Raw genomic sequence first — 24,346 nt, forward strand, 5'->3', positions numbered from 1 at the left:
AGCTGCGGCCATTGCCACGGAACATGTAAAAAAGGCCAGCCAATTATCTGACTGGCCTGTTTTTCAACAGAGTGGACTATCTTAGATAGTGCCGACTGAAGTGGTGTAAATCGCTAGACGGATCTTATCTTCCGTAACTGCGGCACCTGCGAACGTTAGAACAAGACACTTATCTTTTTCAGCAACATCTTCTGACGGGAAGTATCCAGCCTCATCAGACGACAACGCACCTTTCGGAACTTCCGTGGCCGTACCGATCACATCTTCTAGCTTGGTGCCAACTTGAGGCGCATGAATACCATCACCTAGCAGCACTTCATTAAGCGATGCTTGTGCAGTCAAACTAGTAACCGCGTCGCCTTTGGTAAGGATCTTCACTTCCACCAGCTTCACGCCAGCCTCAAGGCTTGCTGCGATAACCGAGTCACCATCAGCAAGTGCCGGAACTTCAGCGAACATCACTGAAAGGTTACCGTGAGTACCGTTATAGACGTTTTGCTTAACGGCTGGTGATACTTTAACTGCCATTGCAATTCTCCTTTGATTCCGATGAATAAAGGCTGGCTAGATAGCCAGCCAGTCACTTATTACTTAGATAGACCGCCAACGGCTGTATCTAGCACCATTACGCCGTAGTCATTGATTCGGCCATTCTTCTCTTGGAAGCGAACTTTCTTAACGCCGCTCATCCAAGCGATAGACGTTTCACGACCGTTGCCATGGTCAACCTTCTCGGTGTGCATAGAGAACTGAGCACCGCTTGAAGATTTACCGTAAGCCACTGCTAGCGCTTGGCCGCCAAGTAGGATTGCGCGGTCAATTACTGTTTTTGCTTCGACTTCAGTTTCAGTACCGTTGCCGCTTGCTGCGCCAACTTTCACTTTAGAGCCAGCATTGAAACGTACTGGTTTACGGTATTGACGAACCAAGATGTTGCGCCACATTAGGCGGTCACCTTGGAATAGTGGATGCTTAAAGCCTTGCGAACGGTTAACCGCATTCGCGATTAGCTCTTGCACTTTGCCAGCACCTTGAACGTCAGCCCATAAGTCGGCCCATTGGCGCGGAGTAACAAATAGAACGTAGAAAGGCGATTCGCCGTAAAGCTCATCTGCTTCGAAGCGGATAGGCTTGATTGGGTGTGCCATTTCTTCTAGGTAAAGCGCAATTTCATCGATCTTCGCTAGGGTTAGCGTGTCGGCTGCCACGATTTCCGCAATACCTGTTGCGTCACCACCGAAGAAGTGACGATCCGCTGTAGGAGCGGTAACAGGGTTAACCATGATTTCACCAAACATTGAATGATCCGCAGTTGGAACAATCATGTCGGAAGGCATGAAGTCACCACGCGCACCAGCTAGGTGATACGTTGCGATTTCATCTTGCAGATCGTTGAAGTAGTTACCAAGCATTGTACGAGCTACTTGAAGTAGGTTTTGCTTGGTGCGTTGTTGAGCCATCTTACCGCCTGAATCGACGTTATGACGGCCTTGGTTAATGACTAATTCAAACTCAACTTTTGATAGAGACTCGCCACGACCTTCGATTTTTTTATCGCCCATCGTTGGCATACCGCCCAAGTTGTGGAACAAATCCATTTCAACTGTGTCACCAGCTTGTTTTGTAAGGTCGGTGATCATTACAACTGGCGCACCAGCTTCAGTTTGAGTTTTGTTTCGGTTGCGGTCTGCTGGCACTGCCTTTGGAGCTTTACCAGTTAGCATGTTTACAAAAGTGTTTTGGCGGCGCGTATGAGTAAACAGCGCGGCACCAAACGCTTTAGCAGCTTGAGCTTTAGTGATAGTAGTCATTATGAAATCCTCGACTAATCTAGAGCTATCACCGCTTGAGCTAGGAACTCTTCAACCTTCTCTGGCGACATATTGGCAAGTGATTGCTCAAGCGCTAGTGCGTCTTGATTCAACAATGCCTGATTAGCTGCCGCCGTAGTGTCCAGTGAAGAACCACCTAGACTAGACGGTGAATTAGGTACAACGGTTTGTTTTTCTGCCGTTTGTTGAGGTTGCTGCTGGCCTTGCTCGGCTTGTTTCTGTGCCTTTTCAGCATCAATTGACGCTTGAACCGGATCACCGAAAGCGGCCTTCACTCGGCGTTGCACTTCTGCAAAGCGTTCTTTTAGTGGCATGGCTTGGAACGCTGGATCATTCTTGAGCTTGTTGTCGATAACTAGGGCCATATCCCAACGGTCACGGTCACTCGATTCCCAAGTGCGAAGTTCTGTTAGTTCGTCAGCGTTTAGCGCGTTAGTAACTTCGTTAACTCCGTCATTGGCTTCTTGTTGAGTGGTCGCAGCCTTACTTTGAAAACGCTTAACTAGCGCCGTTAGTAAATTTGCCGCCGTTTCTGGTAACTCATCACGCAGCGCATTGAGCGCATTTTCATCATTCAGCAATTCTTCAGGTAGCTTTTCAGGCGTAATGCCAGCTTCTTCTAATTGCTTGGTGTATAGCTGTAGTTTTTCCTTGGCGGTTGTAGCTTCACTTAACTGTTGCTCTAGCTCCTGCATACGGCTTGACGCTTCGCTCGCCTGATTGCGAGCCTTTTCTAGAACTGCATAAGGAATCGTATGTTTACCGTCCTTACTTGCTACCGCTGCATTGTCTGGATCAACTTCAATGTAGAGCTTGCCGTCAATCTCTCGAACCCCAATGCTATCTTTGGCCGCATTCGTTTTAGGCTCTTGGCCCTGTTCTGATTTATCTAGGTTGGCGTCACCTTTTGGCTGAGTAGTGTCAATAACACTTGGTAGTGCCTCATCTTCCTCGCCTACGCCCATTTCGTTATCAGTCGAATGGTTGTCTTGGTCATTTTCACCGCTGAGAACGCCCAAATCGTCATCTAGGTCAATTTCATCTAGCAGTGCGTCAATGTCTTCGACGTTGCCAGTTAATAGTGCTTGGTCAAGTTCTATAGTCATAATCCCCTCATGTGCGCTTATCGCTGCGCTTGCGTCTGGTTTGTGCTTATCGCCGCACTTGCGAACAAGAAAGCCAGCTAACGCAATCGCGCTAACTGGCTTTTTTATGTTCTCGTGTTGCGTTAGTTTTTCGCCGCACACTCAATTTGCTGATAAATGTACCACAAATTTACGAATGCAAACTAAAAATTAACGTTCGATGATTATCTAGGCGTAGCGAGTCTCACCTGATTTAGTAAACAACAGGATTGCATTCTCTGGTGCATCTTCTGGTAAGTTGAACACATCCAAGTGCAACCAGCTCACACCTTCTTCCATTCTCGTTAGATAAGGGAATCGGTCTTTGTGTTTAATAATCAAATCACGCAACTCTTGAGCCGTGTAATGATTACTAATTAAATCAACAGCTTGCCCTCTGCCATGCGCAGAGAATGGAGTGAAATGTTTGTCACTCGCAAGTCGCAAACCTGAGTAACCACGAGATCCACCAGCTTTCCAGTTGTTACAGATAAGCGCCGCTTTCTTCGGATCGATTTCACTAAGTAGCGTTCGCAGCTCATCAATGGTGATCAGCAATCGAGCATCCATACCAAGCATGGCCTTTTCACCACGCGCCTGATAAGCAGCTTTGCTCACAAGTTCCCAAGTCTTGAACCATTTAGGTCGATAGCTTCTTAGTCGTTTGTCATACATGGCTTTTCTCTCCAAACAATTACGTCTTATGCGCTCATCTTTCTGTAAGCTTCTAGCTTGTAGATCTCTTCGAATGTGTTGTTAAAACTCACTTGTCGGCCAATCTGGTCACGCCAGTTTTCAGGGTCGATACAAGTTGCTGGTTTACCAACAACAACAAAGCCGCCTTTCATCTTGATGCCGCAATACATGAATTTATTACCTGCAAGCGTGACGGTTTGAAAATCAATCTCTTCAATTCGATCAACAATGTCTTGAGGCTTTACACGTTTGCCAGTGCAACCTAGCTCTTCCATCATTTCTTGAATTTCAGTATTCGGCTTAAACTCGGCTGGTAATTTCATTTACTTACTTCCCCCACTTCATAAACTTCATTGGTTGCTTTGTTCGACCTAAGCCCTGCATCATCGTTGAGCCTAGCCAAAACACGATAGCCGTTGAGAACGCGCCCATTACCTGACCTGCGATCATGATAATTAGTTGCTCGTATGATTTTGGAACCGTCCACCAAAACAATGAGCAAAACATACCTGACACCATGACACACAAGATCAGAGTTAACGCTGAAGGCATCCAGTGATCGCCGTGTGCGTCTCTCGCGTCTTGTGTGTCTGTTAGCTGCATAGATAACTGGTTAAGCGCCATTTCTTGCAACTTAACTGCGTGTTGATTCTGAAACTCAATAATCTTTGTTAGAGCTTCAGGGTTTTCTATCAGCTCTTTGATAACGGCGTCCGGTGTATCTTTGACACCAAGAACGCCAGCGATCAGAGTACCTATTGTTTTACCAGTGGCACCGCCAAGTAATGAACCAACCAAAGGGGCGGATTCGCCCACGATGTTTTTAACTTGTTCCCACACTTCTAGTTACCTCTTACATTTAGATTTGAAGGTTTAGCAATTGCTGGTCGATGTTCGCTAATATTGCATTAACTGTGCTATCTGCTTGTGCTTTGACTTCTGCGACCTCCTGTAAAACTTTCGCAGTTTCGGCCTCAACCTTGTTGTCTTTAACGTCTTGGCTTTCTGCATCACGTTGTAGTTTGGCAATCTTGGCCTGTAGTTCTTCAACCTTGGCCGCGCCTAAAGCAACCTCGTTTTGTAGCTGCTGCATTTGAATTTCAGCCATTTCTTGCTGCTTGCGTTGTTCTTCCTGCATAGCTGCTTGTTCTTCTGGCGTCATATCTTCCGGCGCTTTTGGAATGTTTAGAGTTTGTCTGATACGGTTCAGGATCTCTTGCTTGTTAGGTACATCCATTAACTCGATAACCATATCTAGCGTTGCCATTTGAATTTGTGGTGGCAACTGAGCAACTAGCGCGGTTAGTTGTTGAGCCATTTGAGCGCGGAATGTAGCAGTTTGCTGGATTGGAGCTTGAGCAATATGACCTTTCCAACGCTTAACGTCGTTGGTCACTGTGCCGTCGTCATTGGTCACGTTTAGGTGAATGACTTTGCGCTTATGAGCGTCTTGCTTGTTGACCGTTACAGCGATATTGCTTTGCTTCGCTAGGTCTTCGATTAGGTAGGCCATCAACAGATCAGCCACTCGTGTTCTCGAATAGTGATAGTTGTCATTAATCTCTGCTAGCGTAGTCGCGCCTTGTTCTACTAGCGAGTTAATAGCAACTCCGCTGGTGGCTGAAGAGTCTTGGCCCAACATTGCATTGTAGATACCAGCAACGTCTTGGATTTGCTTCATTGAGTCCTGCATAACAGTAAACTGCTGACTCGCAATATTGAAATCTTGCTGAATCTGGATAGCTTCGCTTATTGATTTCTTGTTCTTGCGATCAGGGTTTAACTCAATGTAACCGTCTGCGCGTTCGACCTCTTCTAGCAAGTCCTCGCGGCTCATATTGGTTGCGTCTTGGTCTGCAATGACACGTTTAGCTTGTAGCAACCACGTAAGCTTCATACGACGATAGTTGATCTCATCTTGAGCACTAATCATTCGGCTTACAACACCATAAGGTTGGCCGGATTTATCCATTCGATAACCGAAGAACGGAACAATTGGAAAGTATCCGCTCGGTGCAACTGATTTACGATCAATGATTCTATGAATACCAACAAACCACGCTTCGCGTACTGCTGACCATGTAGCAATTCGTGGTTTAAATGTACCCATTTTTACGCCAACGGCTTGAGCGATATTATTTGGATTGTATTCAACTGTTCGGCCATTCTTTAGGTCGATGACATAACCGCGTCTAAATGTTCGGTAGTAGATAACCTGTAAGCAGATACGGCCACGCGCCTGATCTAACCATTCAGACGTATTTCGATCCCAACTCTCAAATTCATGGTAAGCAGCAAGCAAATCTTGGTCTTGCTCTTCGTAGCTTTCAAGGTTTGCAAAGTCTTCCCAATTATTCATTGCTTGGCGAATGATTTCGGCGTGTTCAGGGAAATGAGCAATAGCCTCGTCAACGTCTACCCAACGTTTACGCAGCAACCATCGAGCATCAGACAAATCGGCCTCTTGAGCGTTCCAGTCCCACCACATTTCCTGACGGCGAACTGGCTTGATGTTGTAGCCACCACCATAGAAAGGATCGTCATTTCTGGTAACTTCTACCCAACCAATACCAGCTTTAATTTGTGAAGCGTAAGCGTCGGCATTAGCGCGATCAGCTCGTGCAAGTCGCCACGCATCTTTAAACTTCTCCTGAAGTGCATCGCGTAGCTCTTCGCCGTCATCGTCATCGGCTGTAAGTACAAGATCAGTTCGTGTTCTTGCTTCCATACCTAAAACGGCGTCAATAGCTGGCGCTATTAGGTTATTGATAATGATCGGTTGTCCACGTTCTTCGTAAACTTGTTTTACTTCCGGCGCTAGTTGGTTGCCGTCGTAGTAATCACAACACTTTTGCGCTGGGTCGCGCCAGTTTGGTTGTGCTTCCACGTTTGAGACTAATCGGCGTAATTGAGCAAGGTTAAAGCCCTTGCCGTCATGCTCCGCATGGTCTTCATTCCAAGCCATAAATTCTCCCCTCACTTAGTACGCCAATCGCTTGATCGCTTGGTGCGTGGCTGTAACTTGGTCATGGTTCTAGGCATTCGAACAACCATTTCTAGCGCAATCGCATAGCTCATCACTTGGTCATCAAATGCGCCTTCAATTGCGTTCATGCTTCCTTTGGAGTCATAAACGTAGGTATTCAGCTCTGTAACTGTCCCGATCCATCGAATGCCCGACGTATTATTGCGCAATTGCTCATTTAAGTTTGAAATAATTATCGGCTTGGATTTACGAGTGGTAAGCCAGCCTAATCGTCCTGTTTCTTCGTCCTCGTCTTCCTTGTCGTGGTGTTCTTCTTGGTAGATTCTGGATATTGGATAGATATCGCGTAGAACGTTTAAAACGGCGTGGCCGTGGTTGTTTCGTTCTGGCGCAGCGTAGGCCGCTCTACCGTTTTTACCTGCGTACATCTTGCCAATGATTGCGATAATCTTTGCAAACTGATCTGTGTCGATATGACCAAACCAATGAGCAACTTGATTGCCAGTTTCGTCCAGCACATCAATTGAACCTCTGTCCCCATGTTCCAGACCTTCCGCAACGTCAGCGCCAAGGGCGTAATCCTTTTCTGGATCAGGCAATTCCCAAATAAGCAAATAGCCCTGTAGTCCGTTCTGCATGTTCTCGCTTTTACCTTCACGGTTTACGCTATCTCGAACATCAAACATTGCGCCTGTCTCTGGATTAACGTCATAGACAAGCAACGGCTTGGAGCAAGCTGACTCCGCAGCCATACAGGAAGGAGCGCTAAATACACGACGGCCTGACGTTAAGAACGCCTCTTGTGGTGTACTTGGATACTCTTGTTTTGTGTACTCTTCGTAGTGGTTATAGGTTTCGACATACCACTGCTTTTGCTCATCCGATAACGGTCTACCCAAGTGACGGATCACGAATGGCTCAATCGACTTAAAGTATTCAATAAAGTATTTGGATAACTTCAATCCGCCTAATGGCAATGGTGAGTAATATCTAGGATGAGTGAACCAAGGAATGAATCTAAAGTGAAAGTCTTTAGCACCCAACTTCACTCCGCTATGTGCTCGTTCCTCGGCTTTCTTACACAACTCAAAAAAGAGTCCTGCCGCGCCTTCTGCCGTCGATTCAATAAAGAGTTTGCAACCTTCGTGAACAGTAGGCATCGAACCTGTTTGGATCTCTTTGGCCTTTTGTGGGTAACCTGCACAAATACGGCCCAACTCTGAAATATGTAGAAACTGCAACGTACCGGAACGGAATGACGTTGCAACACGGATTCGTGAACCATTGGAAAAACTGAGTCGGCCACCGTTAGCGCCACCAGCTCGTTGAACTACACGAATGCGAGAACGCAAGTAATTAGGCAAATTGTTATATGGAAAGACAACCTTTGTCTGGAAGATAGCGCCAGCACTTTCCAAATCCTGCGCGATAATACCTGCGGCATAGTTCTTATTGAATAAACACGAGTCCAGCGCGTACAAGTCGATAAAGGTACTAAAGCCCAACTGACGCGCTTTAAGAATCAATTCAAAGGTATGGGCTGTTTCAAAGAGATCTCTCTGAGCGTCACGCATTCGAAACGTGACAACGCGACCTTTATCATTCTCTATCTTGTAAAGGTTGTTTAAGCGCCATTCCTTACAGGTCATATAGTTCCTGAAGTAACGGCGCTTCTCTGGCCGTGAAAGCGCTTTGAATTGCTGATCGGTAAGCGCTGGCATAACTAGGTTTATGCCACGGCCATTAATAGAATCCTTATACGGCTGAATACCATCATTCATCATCGTTCAACACTCCACCTTTATCTTTGAAGCGCTGAATGATTTCATCGTCATCCAAATCTTGAACTTCATCTAGCAACATACCTAGATCATCATCGTCGCCTAGACCTTCACGTTGTTTCTGGTCGAGATCATGACGAGCAAGCGCAGCTTGAGCCTTAGCCTTGTCAGTATTCGCTTCGGCCAACGCAATGCCTTTGCGTTTAAGGTTGGTATCAACTTCGACTTGTGTGGTTTGAGCGATAACCTTGCTTATTGCTCGATTGGTTAATCGACGGTTCGCCATTTGGCCCTCTAAATACTCAAGCTTTCCGGTGTGGTGGCAAACCATGCCAAAACTCGACTCGATTCGTTTCTCAAGTCGGTCAATAAACTCCTGCTCTAGTTCTGTAGGTTTATCGCCACGTTCTTCCAGCTCTTTGAGGAAGTCAGCTAATTCATCTTTGTATTGCGTGTAGCACTCAAGCGCCTGAAGAGCGGCAAGCTTATGCACTTCTAACTTAAATTCGTCATCGACTTGATGAGAGTATTTAACTAGGTTGCCAAATGCTTTAGTCATCAAGCCATGCACGAAAGCGTTGCTATTTCCCTTTGGAGCGCCAGCGCCAGCTCGACGGCCACCGTGTCCATTTTTGGCACTTGATTGATTCGCGGTTTTCTTGCGTTTGATTTTGGTTTTGGGCGGTGTGATCCCTTTGGGTTGTAATTTTTCGCCCTGAACTTCTTCGTTGTTCGCGTTCTGTTCGCTTGGTTTGTTCTCTTTTCTCTGTAACAGTTTGTTATTTAAGTATTTTCTTGCTGTGGAGTAGACTAAACCATTGCGAACACAAAACGTCTTAACGTCAACGCCAGTTTCTTCGTATTCGCTAAGGTATTGTTTTTTAATGCGTTCCCAATTAATTCTCGCCACTTCTCTAACTCCGAGTGTTCAATTGCGTCAACATATTATCACTGTTCAGTGTTCATTGTTTTCGTTCGGTGATCAAAGGCGCGTTCTAACCAGCCTCTAAGCTGGCCTAAGTTGTCCGATGCAATCTCAATAACAATCCAGCCTAAAAGCTGCGCTTCGTTCATCTTCTCTCTGTCGTTTGCAAAGCCAACGCCGCGAGTGTGACGCCCACTTGAATGAGTACCGCCGTGAACCTCCAAGGCAATCTTTAAGTCGGGCCAAGCGTAATCCATTCGCCATTTGCGAGTCGGATGAAATAGAACTTCAGTTTGATATGGTGGCAAGCCGATAAGGTTGCGCTGAACACGCGCATGTAGCTTCTGGTAAGCCTTGCTAATGTCCCTTTGCTGTTTGGTCGGTGTTTTGGCTTGGCTTTCGATAAAAGCCTTTCCTAAGTGTCTGACGGGGATATAAACGGCCATATCTGTTCTCACCTGTGAACTTTATGACACGAATGATAACAAAAAAAGCCAGCATTAAAGCTGACTTGTTTAGTTTAAATACATGATCGAGGATTATTTTTTACCTTTAAATACACCTCGTTTACGAGCGATGAATACACCCATAAAAAGAATGGCAAAGTATTCCACGGCTATTAAGATGCAATTGAACATTTCTTGAGTCATTGCTTCAGCCTTCATGCTAACAACCTCCCGAACAAATAATTACTCTACATCTACATGGTTCATGTGGAACTCAATCAGATATTCCTCATCTTCTTGGTAGAACTGCAAAGAGTAGTCTGAGCGTTCGATACATTTGAATTTGCTGTTCTCTTCCATATCCGGCGCGTAAAAGTCGTATTTCTTGTTTAGGAATGCTTTCACTCTTTCTTTGCTAGAGAAGTAATTAGTATGCGCTGATAGCGGTTCACCTCGCTTAGTAGAAACGCGCACCACTTCATAGATAGTAATGCCTTGGCGGTATTCTGGACGCTCACACTCAAACACTTCTAGGCGGTTTTGCTTCCAAGCAAGGGCTTTGATTGCGTTCCCCTTAACGGCTTCCAATGCTTCACGCGCTTCGTTCTCTGAATCCCAAGAACCACACCAGCAGTAAGCAATGTCTAAGCAATCTTGTTGGATTGGTGACGCTTCGTTGTAGAAGTTACAAACGGCCTTTGCAGTTGCCTCAACGCCAGATTTAGAAAGATTCATTAGTAGATTGCCTGTTTGCGCCACCAGCTCTTTAAGATCAGCAATAGCAGCAGTAGCCAGTTTGATTTGTTTTTCTTTTAAGTTGGTCATTTTGGTCATCCTCGTGTCGAAAGGTGCAATTTTGTTTGCATGTAAAATATAGCTCCGCCGTTTTCGTTTGTAAACAAAAAGACACGAACGAAAACAAAATATTTTTTGAGGATGATCAAAAAAGGCCGCTATTGCGACCTTTAGGCATAAAAAAACCGCCTCGAAAGGCGGCTTTTAATCATCAGTTTTATAAGAACCGGATGCAGTAGTCCACTAGGGTTTTCTGCAAATCTTGCTTATCACTAATCAAAACCATGGCGTAAACCGTATCTGTCGCATCGTCGTATTGATAGATAAGTTTGAACCCATCAAAACTAAACTGACGAAAGTGATACACTCCAAGCTGAGTTAGCTCATAACAAGCCGGATATATGGCCGGATTGCTCTCAACGTTCTGCTCGAACGTCTCAATCAAATTTTCAACTCTCTCTACTACGCTAGTGGAATCATTCCATTGTGAGTAGTAGTCAATACGTTCTTCTGCTGTGTTAGCGAACGTTTCCGTATAAACAACATTGGCCATCTTATGGTCACCTTATGATTTCTTGGCGGCCAATCTCTCCTTAAACGAACTCGATGACATTGTGCGACCTTGGGCTACGTCCTTGCTACTGATAGTAACAAGCTTCATCAAGGCTACTGCTTGATCGCGCTTTAGTCGTTCTTCGTATGATTCCACCACATAAATCGGCTTACCGTTTTGTGTGATCGTCATCGCTTCATCCAGTGGGAGATCGGCTGCATTTTTCTTTAAGTAGCTTACCGTCTCAGTGCGCATGGTTCTTCCTTCGGTATAAAAAATCATAGAACGCACCTAGATTTGGAGATATCAAAGTCTAGGTTCATTTGTTTGCGTTACTAACTATACACCAAAACCGAGATTAGTCCAAATTTAAACTAAATTTAGCTTGCACCCAACTCAGATTGAACGATTAAGTGCTCTTTATGCTTATTAACCATAAAAACGCCTATTTGAAAGAGCTTTTGCAATAGGTATTGCACACTCATTTATGCCTTATTTTTGGTTATCACTGATGCTAATTAACTTCATTTGGATAAAATTTTCCCTTACCGACAGTTATCCTAGGTAGTCGAAGTAAACTTTTTAAACTATCCGTCATTTTGTAATCCAATACCCATTACCTCTCATTAACCTATTGATTATCAATTGAACTGTAATTGGAAAGGTTGCATGATAGGAGTATGGAAGACGGAAAGCGTTATACGTAGTCAGAGGAAAATAACAAAGAATGAATTGGATACCAGGTAATACTAAACAGGGAACATTCACCATCGTGATTTTCATCCTACTGTTAGTATGTATCCGAGTTGGTTTCTACATAAACGAACCTGCGGAGTACTTTTCAGGAAACCTGTTGCCAGAATTGACTGGGATGCTGATCGAGCTATGCATTATATTGTTCATCGTAGATCGCTGGCAGGAACAAAACCGAATACAGCTTTTAATCATCAAAGAGAAGCGTCTACGTGAGTATCTGATTTTTTTCTTGCGACACGGATTTAAAACATTACCCCGCAAGTATCGTGTAGGTAACTTTTATGGTGAAGAACATAAGCAGAACATTGAGTACCTCGACAATTTGTTCGATTTTATCAAAGCAAATGGCCTAGCTACTCAAGAAATTGATGCCATTCGTTCTCAATGTGACATTGACCTAAATACTTTTGGTAACTTGCTTCCGGTCGCGTCTGAATTAACTGATGGCCACTTCAAAGCATGGTCTCGCATCGTGTATTTCATGGTACGTATATCTAAAGGTTTGGGTGATGATGAAGAGAGTATTAAATATATAATCACAAATATTAGACATTATGAAAACGCATCCCATGCAAGTGGTATATATGTGGGGTCAAAAAGCGTATAATAAAGCGCTTAAGACGGATTCCCATTGCTTGGTATTTTCGGTTTGGTTCAAATTCAACTTTAGTGTTTTCTGCACAATGGTTTAGGTAAGGTGGTAGCGTTGCTCACCACTTACGTTATGTTTATTAAGGAACTAGGTATGTATGAAGAAAAACTCAATATTCCAAAGGGCCATAAGCTTGTCAGAAAAAGTAGCAAAAGTGAGCAAAGAAAAGGTCGTGATACTGACATTTATGGTTATGACGAACTAGATCAAAACGGGCAGCTAATCGCCAAGTATATCGTAAGGGATAGTATGAGCATCTATCCTCCTCAAAGCACTATAGTATCATTCGTCAAATATGATATTGATGGAAAAGAAATTGAAAAAGGCACCTTATGAGAACTAAACAAATATTTTATAACGTTCGTGGGCATGATGATGAAACATATATCTTTCTAGATAGGTTAGATGATGGTACATATCAAGTAAGGCAAGGTACATCGAAACCTGTAAGTCATTTTAAATGGGAAGAAAACAGTACCACTATATCTCTAGATGAATTTCTTGCTCACAATGAGTTATATCGGCCCCGTGTAGAACAGTTGATAGCAGAATTTGAAACAGAATAAACATAAAAATCTGTTTAAGAGCAATTCGCAACGCGTGGCATTTTTCACTATGCGTTGAGTTTAGAGTTTAAGTTGGTATTCGGCAGCTTCGGTATTGCGTTGCTCACACCTTAACAGGACATTAGAGTCTAGGAGAATAAATGGAGGTCCAATTGGAATTCTCTGACTGGGTAGCTGGAGCTGCACTTTTAGTGTCTCTTCTCACACTCTATCGTAGTAGTTATTACTCTTCATTTGTGTTCGGTGCTCGATTAGTTGAGATTAATCGTCGATACAAAGAAAGTGCGGGAACTGTAGTAAAAGATGAGCTCGCTTGTAAGTTTATTATGTCAAATACAGGAAATACATCAGTATTTGTCGATAGGCTTGTTGTTCAACTTGGGGAACACGAAATTGTAAGTTCTACAGAGTTTTCCTATGACATTAAGCAATTACTGAGCCCGGGCGAAACCACATCTCAAACCATTGATTTAAAATCACTAAACTTTTCTGAAGGTCAGTCTTACACCTTTACATTTTCTATCTACAATGCTGCTGTATCAAGGTTTCATGCACAAGATACAATAAAAGTCATGAAGTCAGACCCAATGATGGCTAATGTTACTTTCAATAGGTTCTGTCGATTTAAATTCAAACTCACAAGTTTTTCATTTGTTAAACGTTGGAGAGTTTGGAGAAACAGTAAAAAGTACAACTTACAATCTGTTCAAGAGTGATTTGGCACAGGTGGCATTTTTGCTATGCGTTGCGTTTAGTATTGCGGTAACATCGGTATCGAGTTGCCCACATCTTAACAGGGCTTAAAAAATTTAGGTTGATGAACTGTTTTACAGAAGTAATATTCAAACAAAAGTGGTTAAAAATAAAGCTATGAATTTTGCAGGGCGTAATTGGTATTATAGTTATCGAGAGTTATTCTCAATAGGTACCGAGAAAAAATTCAATAAAGCGTCCAATGATATTGCTAGTCGCTATGCATTACTAACCAAGTCTTGGAATGAAGAGCTTAATTCACAATGGACCTCACGAACTTACTTGTCTACTAAAATGATCCTCAATGCGACTGTGCTGTTAAAGCAGCGAGAGTTTGCACAAGAGTCGAATCTACGTGTGGCTGTTCCATACCTTGAATATTATGCTATTTTGTCTTTGCTTCGTGGTGTGGTTTTTATGCTTCCTGATAAAGATTGGGAAGATGGTAAGCTCATTGAAATTTCTCACGCAAAAGCAATTAGTTTAACGTGTGATTGGGTTGCTAAGTTTGATCAAGAGAAAGCTAAAGAAGTTAAGAGCTTTTGTAACCAGCTAAAAGCTCAGCGAGAACTTATATCATATAGAGCACCAGCTAGTGGAGATGCTAACCTTGGATTTGATTATGATATTGAACACTTTGCAACGTTATTAGCTGAAGTTGCACAGTTTAGCTCTGAACTACTCGAGTCATCTATTAAGAAAAATACTTCCAAGGATGACCATGTTTTGCTAAACAAACATGCAGAGCAAGTATGTAATATAGAAATTGAAGGTTTCGAGTTCCATGATCGTGAAGATCGCCATCGTATGAACTATGTACGACGTAAGCAGCCGCATCCATTAAATTTAGAATTATTTATGACAGAAGGGCAGGTTGAAGATTTCATTGGTGCTTGGGATACTGACAATCATGAAGAAGGAACTGAAGAACAGATGTTTTACTCAGGTTCTCCGTTAAGCTGGCAAGATATATTCGACGTGCCATAAATCCTCTAATAAACTGTTCAAGATGGACTCCCAACGCGTGGTATTTCCGGTTTGCGTTGAGTTCAGTGATTAAGTCACTTTGCGTTAGCTTTTGTATAGCGATCCTGCCCCCTAATGCGTCGCTATATTATTTGGAGACTGTGGTGGGACATCAGTTTAAATTTCACATCGAAAGTCGCTTCACTTGATGGTCAGTATTGATGGTTTCACGCAGTGAGACCATCGCCTTACTAAGTCTACAGGGATAGAACAGCGTACACACCCGTATACACGGTATGTACGCTCTGCATGCATTCGTTCACACGCAAATAGACATGGTTTTACTGAATACTCAATCTCGGTGGCCGATATAACTATCGTTCCAACATGGAAAGTTTGTTTTCGATATCTTTGGCAATGACTTGCAGCTTGCTGGAAAGCCGTGATCGAATGATGCACATAAGAATCTGCTTATCTTTTTTGTACCAAGTGTAAAGCGTATTACGGCCTCGCCCCGACTCGTCCTCAAGGTCGGCAACTGTTAAACCAAACTGCTTTAAATACTCCGCTAGATCGTATCCCATAGGCTCAAACCGTCTTTAGATGCTCATTACACTCTTTAATAACGTCCACCAGCTTCTCTATCGTTAAAGAGCTGGCCGAACGCCCCTCAAATTCAGCAAATAACTCGTGCAATACCATGCACTTTGTTTGCTGCTTTAGAAACTTTGCTTCGTCTAGCATTCGGGTAAGGCGCTTGATTGCCTCTGCCTTGCGAATAACTAACTGAACCGCGCTTAACTTAGGCGCACTCAAATAACCGATCACGGCACCTAAATCGCGCTCTAATTGCTTAATCTCACTCACGCTCATCGGTTTTTGCCTCTTCTTCGATATATTCCGAAACAGTCTCGTTAAAGAACACCGTGAAATCCGCACGAAAATCACTAGGAACGTCGTAACCAAGCTCCATAACGTATTCGCAAGCTTCCGAGAACTTAGGGCAATCTGGATACATCAGAATGATTTTAGCCAGTTCAAAACACGTAATTTCTGCGTTTTTTTGACTGACGGCATGATTAACAAGCGATTGCCAAGCAATGTGATTCGTCACTGAGTAATTGCAAAACTGCGGCTTAGTTTGAATGGCCGCTTTAACTAGAGTCGGCAACGTTCCGGTGCGCTCTGCAATTACGTTCGCCAGAATGGTTTTCATTGAGTCGCAATTTAAGTCAAACCATAGGGCGTCAAGCTCCGCTTGGTCGCTGTAGGCTAGTTGGACGTAAGCGCTTGCAAATTCTGGATTATCAAAACCAAGTACGTCTTGAAAAACAATGGTCGCTGCGTCAATGGTATTCACTACTTTCTCCTTAGCTGTCTTGCTTACTAACTTCGCCTAGTTCGGCCTCTTCCGGTGTAACTGCGTCGATAACAGTTATCTGGCCGGACTCTTCAAGCAACTTACTGAGTCGGGCCACTTCTTCTTGTAGTTCTTTGATTTGGCTTTCTTGTTGCTTGGTTCGGAGTAAGTAATAATTCGAGTTAGCGATACCAAAAGAAATGTTTTCCATAACGATGTTCGATACATCCTCATGGTCATGTAGAAGAGCCAAGGCTTTAGCCGCTGCTAAGGAACAAAGCTCACTAACGCTAACAGGTTGCAGCGTGTTGGCTTCCATCTGTTTAAGTAGTGATCTTGATTTCGAAAGAATCCCCTCTGCTAGTAGCTGTTCTTGCGTTGACAGTACAATCTCGCGTGTCATAGCTGGATATTTCCTCGTTGTTCTCGTAGATAGTGACAGACTTGTACGAACCGACTAGCTTGGCTAGCCGGATCATAAACTCATCAAGGTTTAAGCGTTTCGCATCAGTGAATACGATTTGACGAGCTTGAAGTAGTTCGGATCTTTTCTGCTCCGTCGTCTTTTGATTCGTCGCTTTCATTGTGGTGTTCAGAATCCTTGCATTGGCAATCTTCACAATCGCACTCTGTAAGTTTCACGCTGCTCAAATCCACACCTGCCATCTTTGCAAGAGCAATAGCTGTTACCTTTGGAAGAAGTTGAGGCATAAGCTCTTTGATCACCTCGTTCAAAGCACAACCGATGTGATCAGCGAGATTATTGTTAACCGTAGGAAACTGTTCGTGTTTAATGCCTAGACCTACTCTTTCATCATCCTGAATCTCTGGATTAATGGTTAAGGCGATTTTAAAACCGTCCCTTTGCACAAACTCTTCAAGAAAGTTCATTAGTTCTGGTCGTGTTTTGCTGTTTAGCACTTTTTGGTCGGTCATTTGTTCATACCTATTTGTTGAATTAGCCACAAAGGGCTTAGAAGAAAGCCGCTCGTCATAAGCAGCGTTCCAATCAAAAAAATTATGGTCGATGTCTTACTTGTTAACTTTCGATTCATAGAATCATAGAACGACAACACCGAAATCATAAAAAGAGCGTGACCAACAGAGAAGATCACGAATCCAAACAAAACAACAATCAAGCCTATTTTCCCCTGTGTTTTGTCTGGTAATACCTTGCGTCACTTTGTGTTGCGCCATTGTGCCATAGCAATAATTTCTTTTGTTGGCGCTAGCTGGTGGCGGCCAAATGGGATTTTGTTTTGTCGCATTATCTCGATGACTTTAGGAACTAAGTGGATACTTAGCCCTACTACTCGGTAATGCTCAATCTGTGGAATTGCTCGGCCTAGCTCGAACGCTAGGTACTCAACTGCATCTTGCTCTGAGCAATGTCTATGGATAGAAAGGAGACGAATAGCTGCGTTAAATCCTATTGCCGCGATTTCATCTCTCGGTGAAACTTTGTTTTTGGTCATGTCAGTCATACCTTGCAATATTCATTGAACAAAAATAATTGTATCCGTTCGATGATTATACAAACAAACCTAAATATTGGAATTTATGTTTTCAAAAATGTTGCGTTGCTTCGCGTCCTCTCGCACCAACTCTTCAAAGCTCCATATTCCGGTAAGCTCTCCAATCTGATCGAGCGCTTCTAGTGGCAATTTAGACCACGCATATTCCACCAGCTCTAAATCTGTACCAACCTTGTTGAAGAATAATTGCTTGCGACTACCTAGCGGATCGTGTCGTACTGGTTCGCCTTCTGGTATTGGGTTGCCGCCAGTTGCGCCTCGATGGTGAACGGGACAAAGGCCATAACCAAAAAAGTGAGCTAGTGGCTTAACCGCACCTTTCTCACTCGAATGATGAAACTCAACGTATTCCAACGGTTCAGGCCAATCATTCGGGTGACCAAGCTTATCGCAAGCTATACAACCACAACGTTGAATCACGGCCTGTCCATAGATCTGTTCTGCCTTTGTCGGTTTGCGACCTTTCATTGCTCTTCTCCTGTTTTCTAGGCACAAAAAAAGCGCTGCATTCACTGAATGCAACGCTCTAACTCAAAAGCGATACTCTAAAGCGTCACTGTTAACGCCTCGGCTTGTTCTTTTAGATCTTCAATCATGGCTCTTGGATAGGAACCAAGCTCCTGAATGTTGATAGGCAGTAACGTATCTGCGTCAACTCCTAAGTGATCGGCTATAGCGGCCATTATTTTCTTAGTTGAGTAAGGCTTCATTCTCTGGCTCAAAGCAACTTGCTGATAGCCAGCTTGCGCAAACACGCCTTTTTTGTAGTAGTGATAAGTGATCAGGTAGTAGGTTAATACTTGGTTCGGATTACTCATCTAATGCGTTCCCCTAAATGACTGCTAATGTTTCTTGGTATTTTTTGAATAGTTCTAACACTCGCCCTTTGGCCGCAAATCGCCCTAACTGTCCACCAGCAAACCATAATCCGGTATCTGATAGTGAGAGAAGTTGAATTTCTTTCTTGAGCGCGGCTTTAAAGTCCTCAATGAGCACCATCTTAGTGAGAACGGGGAACGTCCCACTATTCACTGTGATTGGTCTAGTTGGAACGTCATAAGCTTCCACTAGCTCTTTAGCCTTTTGATTGGATAGCCCGTAGTGAATACCCAAACCGGAAACAATCGCATATCCAGCCGGAATAAAATTGCGCTCTAACTCGTCAATTCGTCGATGAGCGTCGTTGGCAGTTTCAATGGCCTGTTTGGTCTGCTTCTCCTGTTCAACTAGAGCCTTTGCTTGCTCAAGTAACCATTCCGCGCTTGTTCGCGGCTGTTCGGTCAATGAATAGGAGCCATGCTTTCGAATATTTGGTAACACTTCGTGAGTGATCCAACGCTGAAACGGCTTACCCTTTGGCGCTTGGCTGGAAAGAATCAAGTCATACATACCAGCCTCGTTTATTACCGTAAGCCGTTGATTTAACTCTAACGTCGAGCAGCTCGACGTTGGAAATTCGGCCATTAATTGCTTTAGCGGCTTCTTATCTTGTTCTGAAACATACCGATTAACCGCATCACGAGCGTTCACAAGGCCAAGCATTGCGCCGACCTCGTTCCCGATAAACCAAGGATCGTTATCCATATCAATGATGACGGTCAGATCCCCAAAAATAGGTTTGTTGAATTTGGTTATGTTCATCAACGTAATTCCTTAAAACATGGTTCTTTTGGTCATACCCTGCTTACACACGAACACGCACTATTGGCTTAACTTCAGTCATGCAATGAATATCAATAGAGTCGCCTTGCGGCGGCTCATAACACACGACTTTGAAATCATTCGGATCTACTGGCTTTTTAGGTCTAATGAATTGGCTATATCTCTTCCCGTTAAGCTTGAAATCGTACTGATAAGGCAAGTCTCGTAATTTCATGCCTACCTCACCAATTTGAGTGATTTCAATCTCGCAACGATTACGCCAGCTAGAAAGTAAATCATCACCGTAAATTCGATGCCGAACTTAGCCAGCATGTAGATCGCTAGTGCGCCGTGTATCGCTACTAGAACGGTTTCACTAAAACGCATAACTCACCTAGAAACGAAAACGATGCTTGATTTGTTGAATGTTGTGGAACACTGGCAAGTGAAGCTTCTTTGCGTAAGCAACTTCAGCGAATGCGCCAACGCTAGTTTTCCAGTTCGGCAAGCAATAAATCGCGTCAACTTCACGAATCATTGCCATTGCTATATCCATGTACCCTTGTTCGCTTAATCCTTCTGGCAACATCAGTGCGTGAACGGGAACGTGACCGATGCACTGAATCTTTAGGGCTGCGCGTTTAAATTGCGCTTCGCTATCAGGCACATCGGTAACGCCACCAGCGATATAAATCTTCATCCCTTAATGCTCTCCATTTCGCGTCTAAGGGCGTTGATTTTTAGCTCAATACGCTCAATTTCTTCGGTACTGGATTCTTTAGTGATTTGATGTTGCAGCTCGGAAATCTCGCGTGGGATCTCTCCTACTCGCCATAGATAAAAATCAAGCTTTTCGATTTTCTTATGTCGGATAGCTTCTAGCTGGTCTTTGTCTACGAGCTGGTAGATCTGCGCTAGCATGATTTCAACGTCAGCAATTTCTTCCATCACTTCAGTGATCGAGCCTTTGCCTTGTCGAAAGTGGTGGTACAGGGCAACGGCCAATTCATTTAGCTCTGAAATGGCTTGTTCAACTTGGCGTCTGCGCCCCATTGTTAACAATACTTGGCAAGCTTTTTGGTCTGGTAATTTGGTCATTGATTGTTACCTTTTGTTTTGTTTCGAAAACAAATATATGATCGAAATTTACGTTTGTAAATTTAACAGGCCGAAAATTTAGATTCTTCTTTTGCGCGGTGAAGAGCCTCTAAAGCAACATCAAACGCTTCAATTTCCATTCGCCCGTATGAGTTACACGTATTGCCGATCATGCTAGCCATGCCAGCTAGTGTTTTTAAGTCCTGTTCTAAGTTCTCACTCAATACTTTGAAGTCTCTTTGCTTCGCTAGCTTGTGAAGGCGATATACGCTCAAGAATGCGTTGCTGGTGGCTTCTAGGTAATTCACTAGCGCTTTAGCAAACTCCTGATCCATTGTTGGCACATCGTTGTTGATTGCGATTTCTTCAAAGCCGTACTCGTGCATTTTGGCGATCAAAATCTTCATTTGCTGCTTGATATCGTTCATCGTTTCATGGCCCTTAGTTGGTCAATTCGATCAGAAAACTCGTGTCGTTCTCCTGAACGTCGATACTCTTCTCGAACCTTGTCACTTACCGAAACTCGACTGTGTACTGGTAGCGCTTTTAGCTCATCCTCTGCAAGTCTCAAGCGGCCAGCTCGTTCTTTAGCGTCTGCATCCCGTAGATACTTGATGAAAAGTTCTAACTCTCCACCAGCTCTAGCTCGTTTCAAATCCCAATCACAATTTTGTGCTACCCATTTCTCGGCTCTCCCCATTGGCGCACGATTCAAAAATCGGTCATAGGCCTCGCGGTATTCCGCTTCGGTTCGCTGGTTAATCTGAGTCATCAACTCACCAAGCGATGGAGGGAAGCGGTTACCGTTGGATAGTCGGTCAAAACAGATCGCTAGTATCCGGTTAAGTTGCAAATCATTCAGGGTCGAAAGGAAGTTTTCCCATGCCGTAGTAATCACTGCGCCATTCATCGTGACCCATGTCTTGCCGTACATTTCCGTTAGCGTGTCCCATAGGGCTGTTAGCTTGGGATTCAATCCATTGGCGCTGTTGTTGTACTCGTGCAAATTTGATTGCTGGCGATTGGTTTGGGTAAATCCGCAACCATTCAGGGAAGATTGACTGATCGGCATTCTCGCCATAACCGATTCCATTGATTTCAAATTTCTGTCCATTGTCGATACCTCTTAGATTCGTGTCGTTAAGCAATTCATCTGTCCAGCGTTCGTACTTGATGTAACGTTCTGGATGTAAGCGATCAAAACCTTGTTGCTGCGCTGCATTGCGTCGCTTTACGTCTTCAGCGAGCATTCGTGCAAACTCGTAAGGCTCGGCCTTTAGGCGCTTGATAACTCGCTTAAACTCATTGAATGCTTGAATCTTCCCAACCTTTCTCATTCCGGCAGTCCAGAAAATTGCAAACGCATCAGAAAGCAATTGGTCTGAATCGTCAGATTCGGCCGAAGTATTTAGATCAGTATTTAGTTTAAGATCAGTATTTAGTAGTGTCGTATTAGCCGGATCTGGCTTTTCCGTAATACGGCTTTCACGGATTAGGCTTTTTGGATAGTCACTCACTTCATACCAGGTTGAACCGTCAGCCTCTTTGTGGCGAAGGCAAAAGCCACGCTCAATAAGCTCTTTTAGTATTACGTAAACACCATCACGCCCCGTTTTCTTCATGGTTCCGGTGGTTACTTTCTCTAAGTGGGACACTTTAACTTCCCAATCATCAGGTTTTGACAACAAGTAACTAAGCAATCCCATAGCTTGAAAACTCAAACAATGGTCTGCATAAACCTCGTTGCAAATCATGGTGAAGTTGCGACTTGCACGTTTACGCTTGATCGTTGCGTTCTTATTTGGTTGTGCCATATAATTACCTCGTCACAGCACTAACATTTGGTGCAAACTTAAAGACCGCCGCCTCACACGGCGGTTTTTTTTACTTAAAATTCACTATTTGTTCGAATGTCTTTGTAGATAGAACTTGCGCGTTCAGCCTGTTCTTCTTCGTTGTATTCGTCTTTAGGTTCAGTCAAACCACACTTTTCAACTAACGCTTGTCTGAGTGATTCAAGTTTCTCGACTGGCACTCCCAATGCGTTGCTGAGTTCATCGACATCTTTCCACCAGTTGAAACTTGTCGCGCTCAAAACGCAGTAAGCTCCTAACTCTTCAAGCGTCAAACCACGCTTAAAAATCATCGTTGGAACGACAGCCATGTTGTTTAGAACGAAAAAGCGATTTTCAGGAATGTTCATGGTTACCTCTCAATGTGCTTTGGTTGAGCGTGGCGACACTGAGCTATTAGCGCCACAAGTGGGTGGCTGATAGGAAATAGCTCCCACGCTCACCAAAACACACTTTTAGGTTATCTACTGTTGAGTGTCGTCAACATTCGATGAATGCAATCATTGATCGTAAACAGCAGAGTTGTCAAATAAAAAATTTTCGACCAATAATCGACCAAAAAAAAGAATTGGTTTATACTTGGTGTGTGAATTTCACATACATATACAAGCGTAATATTTAAACATCAAACAGGGGGCATTATGTCTATGTCTGTGCTTGCTCGGAACATTGAGCAGAGGAAACGGGATTTAAACATAACCAAAAGCATCGACTTGGCAAAGAGATCTGGTGTAAGTCGAGCGGTGTTAACCAACATCAAATTGAATCCAGAAAAAAGTATCATGCTCGATTCGGCTATCAGGCTAGCAGATGCCCTCGATTGCCGTCTTGAGTGGTTAGCTACTGGTGAAGGTTCGCCAACGGCTGATGAATACAAAGAGCTTTCTCGCATTGAACTAGGTGCTCCCCTAGTATCATTAAACTCGTTCGTTGACGTTGACCCAGATGAGTTTTTAAAAACGGGCGTTTCAGAGCGCACTCAACGATTCCCTTGCCCTAGTGGAAACTCAAAGAGTCAATTCGTTGTAAAGGTGAATGACCAAATCAAAAACTATCCTGCTGGTGGCTACTTGTACTTTGACATTGATAAATCACCTGTGTCTGGTCAATTGGTTGTAGCAAACACTGGTAACAACGTGGAGATCATGGAATACCAATCCGCACACGGTAGGCAGTTTTTGAAATCCATGAATGAAGAGTTACCTCTTGAATTGCGTCTTGTAGAAATCACTGGTCAGAAATTAATTGGCACTTTCGCTGCGTATGCGATATTCTAATTTTTGGTGATAGATATCACTCACAATCAGCTTTTAAAAGGATTTCCCTCGCTATGCGAGGGTTTTTTTGTCTAAAATCCCAAATCAATCAAAAGCGAAAACAATAATTTCATTTTTTACCGTTTTCGATCACTTCCAATATTTTCATCGTTAAGTTAATCTTTGCATCGTTCGGAAACAAGCGAACAAAAATAAAACCGCCCATTTCTGAGCGGCTTTATTCACAAGGTATGACCAGACCATTTAATGGTATGACCGTGTTGAAGCGGCGACCAAACCGCTGCAACGCCGTCATAGTATCACAAAAGATAAGTGAGTAAACATGACTATTGACGAAGCAAAAATGACTGGCGAAGGAACTGCCAAAAAAGACCCTCAAATGGAACGTGTGACTAACTTCCCTGAGTTTATCGAGCGTGTAGAGGCTGGCTCGATTGCTAACGTTCTTGGTTTAGCCACATCCAACGTGGCGCTAGCCGTATCTAACTCCGGTAAAGCTGGCGAGATCATCTTAAAGCTAAAACTTTCACCAGCATCTAAAACCGACCCGTCGATTATGAATGTAACCACGGCGATCACGGTTAAAGAACCGAAAGTAAATTACGGCTCGAAAGTCGAAGACTTCAAATATGAAACCGTGGCGTTTGCTGGCTTCGGTGGCAAGTTGAGTTATGACCGCCCAGCCGTTGGCGTCCACAACCAGCTAGAAATTCCGGCTGGCATTAGCAAACTAAGCGTTGGTAAATACTAA

The 24,346-nt window shown here is 43.7% G+C and carries 38 protein-coding genes; 7 read left to right on the forward strand and 31 right to left on the reverse strand.

What is annotated here, in order from left to right:
- Positions 1 to 81 precede the first annotated feature (81 nt).
- From IQP38_RS23090 to IQP38_RS23150, 14 genes are all read right to left on the reverse strand, one after another.
- Entirely contained in the window at positions 82 to 528 is a 447-nt protein-coding gene (locus IQP38_RS23090; RefSeq protein WP_046268180.1) for a hypothetical protein, read from the reverse strand.
- Between the two features lie 59 nt (positions 529 to 587).
- Positions 588 to 1,811, reverse strand: a complete 1,224-nt coding sequence (locus IQP38_RS23095) for a N4-gp56 family major capsid protein (protein WP_029810786.1) — start codon at positions 1,809 to 1,811, stop codon at positions 588 to 590.
- Between the two features lie 14 nt (positions 1,812 to 1,825).
- Complete coding sequence (locus IQP38_RS23100; RefSeq protein WP_127891399.1) at positions 1,826 to 2,938, reverse strand: hypothetical protein; 1,113 nt, start codon at positions 2,936 to 2,938, stop codon at positions 1,826 to 1,828.
- Between the two features lie 207 nt (positions 2,939 to 3,145).
- Positions 3,146 to 3,631: a hypothetical protein gene (locus IQP38_RS23105; protein WP_020840892.1), complete on the reverse strand. Its 486-nt coding sequence runs from the start codon at positions 3,629 to 3,631 to the stop codon at positions 3,146 to 3,148.
- A 26-nt stretch (positions 3,632 to 3,657) separates the two neighbouring features.
- The gene (locus IQP38_RS23110; protein WP_021485000.1) at positions 3,658 to 3,975 is read right to left on the reverse strand and encodes a Gp49 family protein; all 318 of its coding nucleotides are present in this window, start codon (positions 3,973 to 3,975) and stop codon (positions 3,658 to 3,660) included.
- A 4-nt stretch (positions 3,976 to 3,979) separates the two neighbouring features.
- The gene (locus IQP38_RS23115; RefSeq protein ID WP_020840894.1) at positions 3,980 to 4,492 is read right to left on the reverse strand and encodes a hypothetical protein; all 513 of its coding nucleotides are present in this window, start codon (positions 4,490 to 4,492) and stop codon (positions 3,980 to 3,982) included.
- Positions 4,493 to 4,511: 19 nt separating this feature from the next.
- A complete protein-coding gene (locus tag IQP38_RS23120) occupies positions 4,512 to 6,617 on the reverse strand; it encodes a phage portal protein (RefSeq protein WP_021453886.1) in 2,106 nt (701 codons plus the stop codon).
- Positions 6,618 to 6,628: 11 nt separating this feature from the next.
- On the reverse strand, positions 6,629 to 8,422 hold the full coding sequence (locus IQP38_RS23125) for a terminase (protein WP_025562160.1): 1,794 nt from the start codon (positions 8,420 to 8,422) through the stop codon (positions 6,629 to 6,631).
- Positions 8,412 to 9,329, reverse strand: coding sequence for a hypothetical protein (locus IQP38_RS23130; protein ID WP_021453543.1), 918 nt, complete (start codon positions 9,327 to 9,329; stop codon positions 8,412 to 8,414). Before IQP38_RS23130 ends, IQP38_RS23125 begins: the two co-directional genes overlap by 11 nt.
- 38 nt (positions 9,330 to 9,367) lie before the next feature.
- Positions 9,368 to 9,790 carry a hypothetical protein gene (locus tag IQP38_RS23135; RefSeq protein ID WP_193838076.1) on the reverse strand — a complete coding sequence of 141 codons (423 nt, stop codon included), beginning with the start codon at positions 9,788 to 9,790 and terminating at the stop codon, positions 9,368 to 9,370.
- A 93-nt stretch (positions 9,791 to 9,883) separates the two neighbouring features.
- Positions 9,884 to 10,009, reverse strand: a complete 126-nt coding sequence (locus tag IQP38_RS26920) for a hypothetical protein (RefSeq protein WP_265575756.1) — start codon at positions 10,007 to 10,009, stop codon at positions 9,884 to 9,886.
- Positions 10,010 to 10,033: 24 nt separating this feature from the next.
- Entirely contained in the window at positions 10,034 to 10,615 is a 582-nt protein-coding gene (locus IQP38_RS23140; protein ID WP_193838077.1) for a hypothetical protein, read from the reverse strand.
- Between the two features lie 187 nt (positions 10,616 to 10,802).
- Positions 10,803 to 11,138: a type II toxin-antitoxin system RelE/ParE family toxin gene (locus tag IQP38_RS23145; RefSeq protein ID WP_072875496.1), complete on the reverse strand. Its 336-nt coding sequence runs from the start codon at positions 11,136 to 11,138 to the stop codon at positions 10,803 to 10,805.
- A gap of 12 nt (positions 11,139 to 11,150) precedes the next feature.
- Positions 11,151 to 11,393 (reverse strand): type II toxin-antitoxin system Phd/YefM family antitoxin, encoded by a 243-nt coding sequence (locus IQP38_RS23150; protein WP_020840902.1) that lies wholly within the window; start codon positions 11,391 to 11,393, stop codon positions 11,151 to 11,153.
- Positions 11,394 to 11,865: 472 nt separating this feature from the next.
- On the opposite strand from IQP38_RS23150, the gene IQP38_RS23155 reads away from it, so the two are divergent.
- From IQP38_RS23155 to IQP38_RS23180, 5 genes are all read left to right on the forward strand, one after another.
- Complete coding sequence (locus tag IQP38_RS23155; protein ID WP_072875490.1) at positions 11,866 to 12,501, forward strand: hypothetical protein; 636 nt, start codon at positions 11,866 to 11,868, stop codon at positions 12,499 to 12,501.
- A 138-nt stretch (positions 12,502 to 12,639) separates the two neighbouring features.
- Complete coding sequence (locus IQP38_RS23160; RefSeq protein WP_072875488.1) at positions 12,640 to 12,882, forward strand: hypothetical protein; 243 nt, start codon at positions 12,640 to 12,642, stop codon at positions 12,880 to 12,882.
- Entirely contained in the window at positions 12,879 to 13,112 is a 234-nt protein-coding gene (locus tag IQP38_RS23165; protein ID WP_193838104.1) for a hypothetical protein, read from the forward strand. Before IQP38_RS23160 ends, IQP38_RS23165 begins: the two co-directional genes overlap by 4 nt.
- Positions 13,113 to 13,264: 152 nt before the next feature.
- Positions 13,265 to 13,828, forward strand: coding sequence for a hypothetical protein (locus tag IQP38_RS23175; protein WP_175547327.1), 564 nt, complete (start codon positions 13,265 to 13,267; stop codon positions 13,826 to 13,828).
- 154 nt (positions 13,829 to 13,982) lie between these two features.
- Positions 13,983 to 14,852, forward strand: a complete 870-nt coding sequence (locus IQP38_RS23180) for a hypothetical protein (protein WP_072875480.1) — start codon at positions 13,983 to 13,985, stop codon at positions 14,850 to 14,852.
- Between the two features lie 353 nt (positions 14,853 to 15,205).
- On the opposite strand, the gene IQP38_RS23185 is transcribed toward IQP38_RS23180, so the two are convergent.
- From IQP38_RS23185 to IQP38_RS23265, 17 genes are all read right to left on the reverse strand, one after another.
- Entirely contained in the window at positions 15,206 to 15,415 is a 210-nt protein-coding gene (locus tag IQP38_RS23185) for a hypothetical protein (RefSeq protein ID WP_020840915.1), read from the reverse strand.
- Between the two features lie 4 nt (positions 15,416 to 15,419).
- Positions 15,420 to 15,704, reverse strand: coding sequence for a hypothetical protein (locus IQP38_RS23190; RefSeq protein WP_021453067.1), 285 nt, complete (start codon positions 15,702 to 15,704; stop codon positions 15,420 to 15,422).
- Positions 15,691 to 16,191 (reverse strand): hypothetical protein, encoded by a 501-nt coding sequence (locus IQP38_RS23195; protein WP_140326829.1) that lies wholly within the window; start codon positions 16,189 to 16,191, stop codon positions 15,691 to 15,693. The genes IQP38_RS23190 and IQP38_RS23195 overlap by 14 nt, the downstream gene beginning before the upstream one ends.
- 10 nt (positions 16,192 to 16,201) lie before the next feature.
- Positions 16,202 to 16,594 (reverse strand): hypothetical protein, encoded by a 393-nt coding sequence (locus IQP38_RS23200; RefSeq protein WP_020840918.1) that lies wholly within the window; start codon positions 16,592 to 16,594, stop codon positions 16,202 to 16,204.
- Between the two features lie 104 nt (positions 16,595 to 16,698).
- Positions 16,699 to 17,127, reverse strand: a complete 429-nt coding sequence (locus tag IQP38_RS23205) for a hypothetical protein (RefSeq protein ID WP_029860343.1) — start codon at positions 17,125 to 17,127, stop codon at positions 16,699 to 16,701.
- Between the two features lie 242 nt (positions 17,128 to 17,369).
- Positions 17,370 to 17,666: a hypothetical protein gene (locus IQP38_RS23210; protein ID WP_029810961.1), complete on the reverse strand. Its 297-nt coding sequence runs from the start codon at positions 17,664 to 17,666 to the stop codon at positions 17,370 to 17,372.
- Between the two features lie 69 nt (positions 17,667 to 17,735).
- A complete protein-coding gene (locus tag IQP38_RS23215; protein ID WP_020840922.1) occupies positions 17,736 to 18,194 on the reverse strand; it encodes a Ref family recombination enhancement nuclease in 459 nt (152 codons plus the stop codon).
- Between the two features lie 77 nt (positions 18,195 to 18,271).
- Complete coding sequence (locus IQP38_RS23220; RefSeq protein WP_020840923.1) at positions 18,272 to 18,544, reverse strand: hypothetical protein; 273 nt, start codon at positions 18,542 to 18,544, stop codon at positions 18,272 to 18,274.
- A gap of 13 nt (positions 18,545 to 18,557) precedes the next feature.
- The gene (locus IQP38_RS23225; protein ID WP_020840924.1) at positions 18,558 to 19,367 is read right to left on the reverse strand and encodes a Bro-N domain-containing protein; all 810 of its coding nucleotides are present in this window, start codon (positions 19,365 to 19,367) and stop codon (positions 18,558 to 18,560) included.
- Positions 19,368 to 19,410: 43 nt separating this feature from the next.
- A complete protein-coding gene (locus IQP38_RS23230; RefSeq protein WP_020840925.1) occupies positions 19,411 to 19,602 on the reverse strand; it encodes a hypothetical protein in 192 nt (63 codons plus the stop codon).
- Positions 19,603 to 19,604: 2 nt separating this feature from the next.
- Entirely contained in the window at positions 19,605 to 19,754 is a 150-nt protein-coding gene (locus IQP38_RS23235) for a hypothetical protein (protein WP_021454738.1), read from the reverse strand.
- 7 nt (positions 19,755 to 19,761) lie between these two features.
- Positions 19,762 to 20,067 carry a DUF4406 domain-containing protein gene (locus tag IQP38_RS23240; protein WP_021453152.1) on the reverse strand — a complete coding sequence of 102 codons (306 nt, stop codon included), beginning with the start codon at positions 20,065 to 20,067 and terminating at the stop codon, positions 19,762 to 19,764.
- Positions 20,064 to 20,465 carry a hypothetical protein gene (locus IQP38_RS23245; RefSeq protein ID WP_021453894.1) on the reverse strand — a complete coding sequence of 134 codons (402 nt, stop codon included), beginning with the start codon at positions 20,463 to 20,465 and terminating at the stop codon, positions 20,064 to 20,066. Before IQP38_RS23245 ends, IQP38_RS23240 begins: the two co-directional genes overlap by 4 nt.
- 62 nt (positions 20,466 to 20,527) lie before the next feature.
- Positions 20,528 to 20,893, reverse strand: coding sequence for a hypothetical protein (locus IQP38_RS23250; protein ID WP_193838078.1), 366 nt, complete (start codon positions 20,891 to 20,893; stop codon positions 20,528 to 20,530).
- Positions 20,890 to 21,399: a hypothetical protein gene (locus IQP38_RS23255; RefSeq protein WP_029810963.1), complete on the reverse strand. Its 510-nt coding sequence runs from the start codon at positions 21,397 to 21,399 to the stop codon at positions 20,890 to 20,892. The genes IQP38_RS23250 and IQP38_RS23255 overlap by 4 nt, the downstream gene beginning before the upstream one ends.
- The gene (locus IQP38_RS23260) at positions 21,320 to 22,279 is read right to left on the reverse strand and encodes a hypothetical protein (protein ID WP_193838079.1); all 960 of its coding nucleotides are present in this window, start codon (positions 22,277 to 22,279) and stop codon (positions 21,320 to 21,322) included. The genes IQP38_RS23255 and IQP38_RS23260 overlap by 80 nt, the downstream gene beginning before the upstream one ends.
- A gap of 74 nt (positions 22,280 to 22,353) precedes the next feature.
- Positions 22,354 to 22,668, reverse strand: coding sequence for a hypothetical protein (locus IQP38_RS23265; RefSeq protein WP_020840932.1), 315 nt, complete (start codon positions 22,666 to 22,668; stop codon positions 22,354 to 22,356).
- Positions 22,669 to 22,959: 291 nt separating this feature from the next.
- Here IQP38_RS23265 and IQP38_RS23270 point away from each other — a divergent pair, with 291 nt between their 5' ends.
- Both IQP38_RS23270 and IQP38_RS23275 read left to right on the forward strand, forming a co-directional pair.
- Positions 22,960 to 23,595, forward strand: a complete 636-nt coding sequence (locus IQP38_RS23270) for a helix-turn-helix domain-containing protein (RefSeq protein WP_025510299.1) — start codon at positions 22,960 to 22,962, stop codon at positions 23,593 to 23,595.
- A 322-nt stretch (positions 23,596 to 23,917) separates the two neighbouring features.
- A complete protein-coding gene (locus IQP38_RS23275; protein ID WP_020840934.1) occupies positions 23,918 to 24,346 on the forward strand; it encodes a hypothetical protein in 429 nt (142 codons plus the stop codon).

The organism is Vibrio sp. OPT41, assembly GCF_015163595.1.
In the GTDB taxonomy this organism is placed as follows: domain Bacteria; phylum Pseudomonadota; class Gammaproteobacteria; order Enterobacterales; family Vibrionaceae; genus Vibrio; species Vibrio alginolyticus.

Excerpts from the sequence above, each read along its gene's own strand:
- IQP38_RS23090 (WP_046268180.1), bottom strand. The coding sequence starts at position 528 with ATGGCAGTTAAAGTATCACCAGCCGTTAAGCAAAACGTCTATAACGGT.
- IQP38_RS23095 (WP_029810786.1), bottom strand. The coding sequence starts at position 1,811 with ATGACTACTATCACTAAAGCTCAAGCTGCTAAAGCGTTTGGTGCCGCG.
- IQP38_RS23100 (WP_127891399.1), bottom strand. The coding sequence starts at position 2,938 with ATGACTATAGAACTTGACCAAGCACTATTAACTGGCAACGTCGAAGAC.
- IQP38_RS23105 (WP_020840892.1), bottom strand. The coding sequence starts at position 3,631 with ATGTATGACAAACGACTAAGAAGCTATCGACCTAAATGGTTCAAGACT.
- IQP38_RS23110 (WP_021485000.1), bottom strand. The coding sequence starts at position 3,975 with ATGAAATTACCAGCCGAGTTTAAGCCGAATACTGAAATTCAAGAAATG.
- IQP38_RS23120 (WP_021453886.1), bottom strand. The coding sequence starts at position 6,617 with ATGGCTTGGAATGAAGACCATGCGGAGCATGACGGCAAGGGCTTTAAC.
- IQP38_RS23125 (WP_025562160.1), bottom strand. The coding sequence starts at position 8,422 with ATGATGAATGATGGTATTCAGCCGTATAAGGATTCTATTAATGGCCGT.
- IQP38_RS23135 (WP_193838076.1), bottom strand. The coding sequence starts at position 9,790 with ATGGCCGTTTATATCCCCGTCAGACACTTAGGAAAGGCTTTTATCGAA.
- IQP38_RS26920 (WP_265575756.1), bottom strand. The coding sequence starts at position 10,009 with ATGAAGGCTGAAGCAATGACTCAAGAAATGTTCAATTGCATCTTAATA.
- IQP38_RS23140 (WP_193838077.1), bottom strand. The coding sequence starts at position 10,615 with ATGACCAACTTAAAAGAAAAACAAATCAAACTGGCTACTGCTGCTATT.
- IQP38_RS23145 (WP_072875496.1), bottom strand. The coding sequence starts at position 11,138 with ATGGCCAATGTTGTTTATACGGAAACGTTCGCTAACACAGCAGAAGAA.
- IQP38_RS23150 (WP_020840902.1), bottom strand. The coding sequence starts at position 11,393 with ATGCGCACTGAGACGGTAAGCTACTTAAAGAAAAATGCAGCCGATCTC.
- IQP38_RS23155 (WP_072875490.1), top strand. The coding sequence starts at position 11,866 with ATGAATTGGATACCAGGTAATACTAAACAGGGAACATTCACCATCGTG.
- IQP38_RS23160 (WP_072875488.1), top strand. The coding sequence starts at position 12,640 with ATGTATGAAGAAAAACTCAATATTCCAAAGGGCCATAAGCTTGTCAGA.
- IQP38_RS23165 (WP_193838104.1), top strand. The coding sequence starts at position 12,879 with ATGAGAACTAAACAAATATTTTATAACGTTCGTGGGCATGATGATGAA.
- IQP38_RS23180 (WP_072875480.1), top strand. The coding sequence starts at position 13,983 with ATGAATTTTGCAGGGCGTAATTGGTATTATAGTTATCGAGAGTTATTC.
- IQP38_RS23185 (WP_020840915.1), bottom strand. The coding sequence starts at position 15,415 with ATGGGATACGATCTAGCGGAGTATTTAAAGCAGTTTGGTTTAACAGTT.
- IQP38_RS23190 (WP_021453067.1), bottom strand. The coding sequence starts at position 15,704 with ATGAGCGTGAGTGAGATTAAGCAATTAGAGCGCGATTTAGGTGCCGTG.
- IQP38_RS23200 (WP_020840918.1), bottom strand. The coding sequence starts at position 16,594 with ATGACACGCGAGATTGTACTGTCAACGCAAGAACAGCTACTAGCAGAG.
- IQP38_RS23205 (WP_029860343.1), bottom strand. The coding sequence starts at position 17,127 with ATGACCGACCAAAAAGTGCTAAACAGCAAAACACGACCAGAACTAATG.
- IQP38_RS23210 (WP_029810961.1), bottom strand. The coding sequence starts at position 17,666 with ATGACCAAAAACAAAGTTTCACCGAGAGATGAAATCGCGGCAATAGGA.
- IQP38_RS23215 (WP_020840922.1), bottom strand. The coding sequence starts at position 18,194 with ATGAAAGGTCGCAAACCGACAAAGGCAGAACAGATCTATGGACAGGCC.
- IQP38_RS23220 (WP_020840923.1), bottom strand. The coding sequence starts at position 18,544 with ATGAGTAATCCGAACCAAGTATTAACCTACTACCTGATCACTTATCAC.
- IQP38_RS23225 (WP_020840924.1), bottom strand. The coding sequence starts at position 19,367 with ATGAACATAACCAAATTCAACAAACCTATTTTTGGGGATCTGACCGTC.
- IQP38_RS23230 (WP_020840925.1), bottom strand. The coding sequence starts at position 19,602 with ATGAAATTACGAGACTTGCCTTATCAGTACGATTTCAAGCTTAACGGG.
- IQP38_RS23235 (WP_021454738.1), bottom strand. The coding sequence starts at position 19,754 with ATGCGTTTTAGTGAAACCGTTCTAGTAGCGATACACGGCGCACTAGCG.
- IQP38_RS23240 (WP_021453152.1), bottom strand. The coding sequence starts at position 20,067 with ATGAAGATTTATATCGCTGGTGGCGTTACCGATGTGCCTGATAGCGAA.
- IQP38_RS23245 (WP_021453894.1), bottom strand. The coding sequence starts at position 20,465 with ATGACCAAATTACCAGACCAAAAAGCTTGCCAAGTATTGTTAACAATG.
- IQP38_RS23250 (WP_193838078.1), bottom strand. The coding sequence starts at position 20,893 with ATGAACGATATCAAGCAGCAAATGAAGATTTTGATCGCCAAAATGCAC.
- IQP38_RS23255 (WP_029810963.1), bottom strand. The coding sequence starts at position 21,399 with ATGTACGGCAAGACATGGGTCACGATGAATGGCGCAGTGATTACTACG.
- IQP38_RS23260 (WP_193838079.1), bottom strand. The coding sequence starts at position 22,279 with ATGGCACAACCAAATAAGAACGCAACGATCAAGCGTAAACGTGCAAGT.
- IQP38_RS23265 (WP_020840932.1), bottom strand. The coding sequence starts at position 22,668 with ATGAACATTCCTGAAAATCGCTTTTTCGTTCTAAACAACATGGCTGTC.
- IQP38_RS23270 (WP_025510299.1), top strand. The coding sequence starts at position 22,960 with ATGTCTATGTCTGTGCTTGCTCGGAACATTGAGCAGAGGAAACGGGAT.
- IQP38_RS23275 (WP_020840934.1), top strand. The coding sequence starts at position 23,918 with ATGACTATTGACGAAGCAAAAATGACTGGCGAAGGAACTGCCAAAAAA.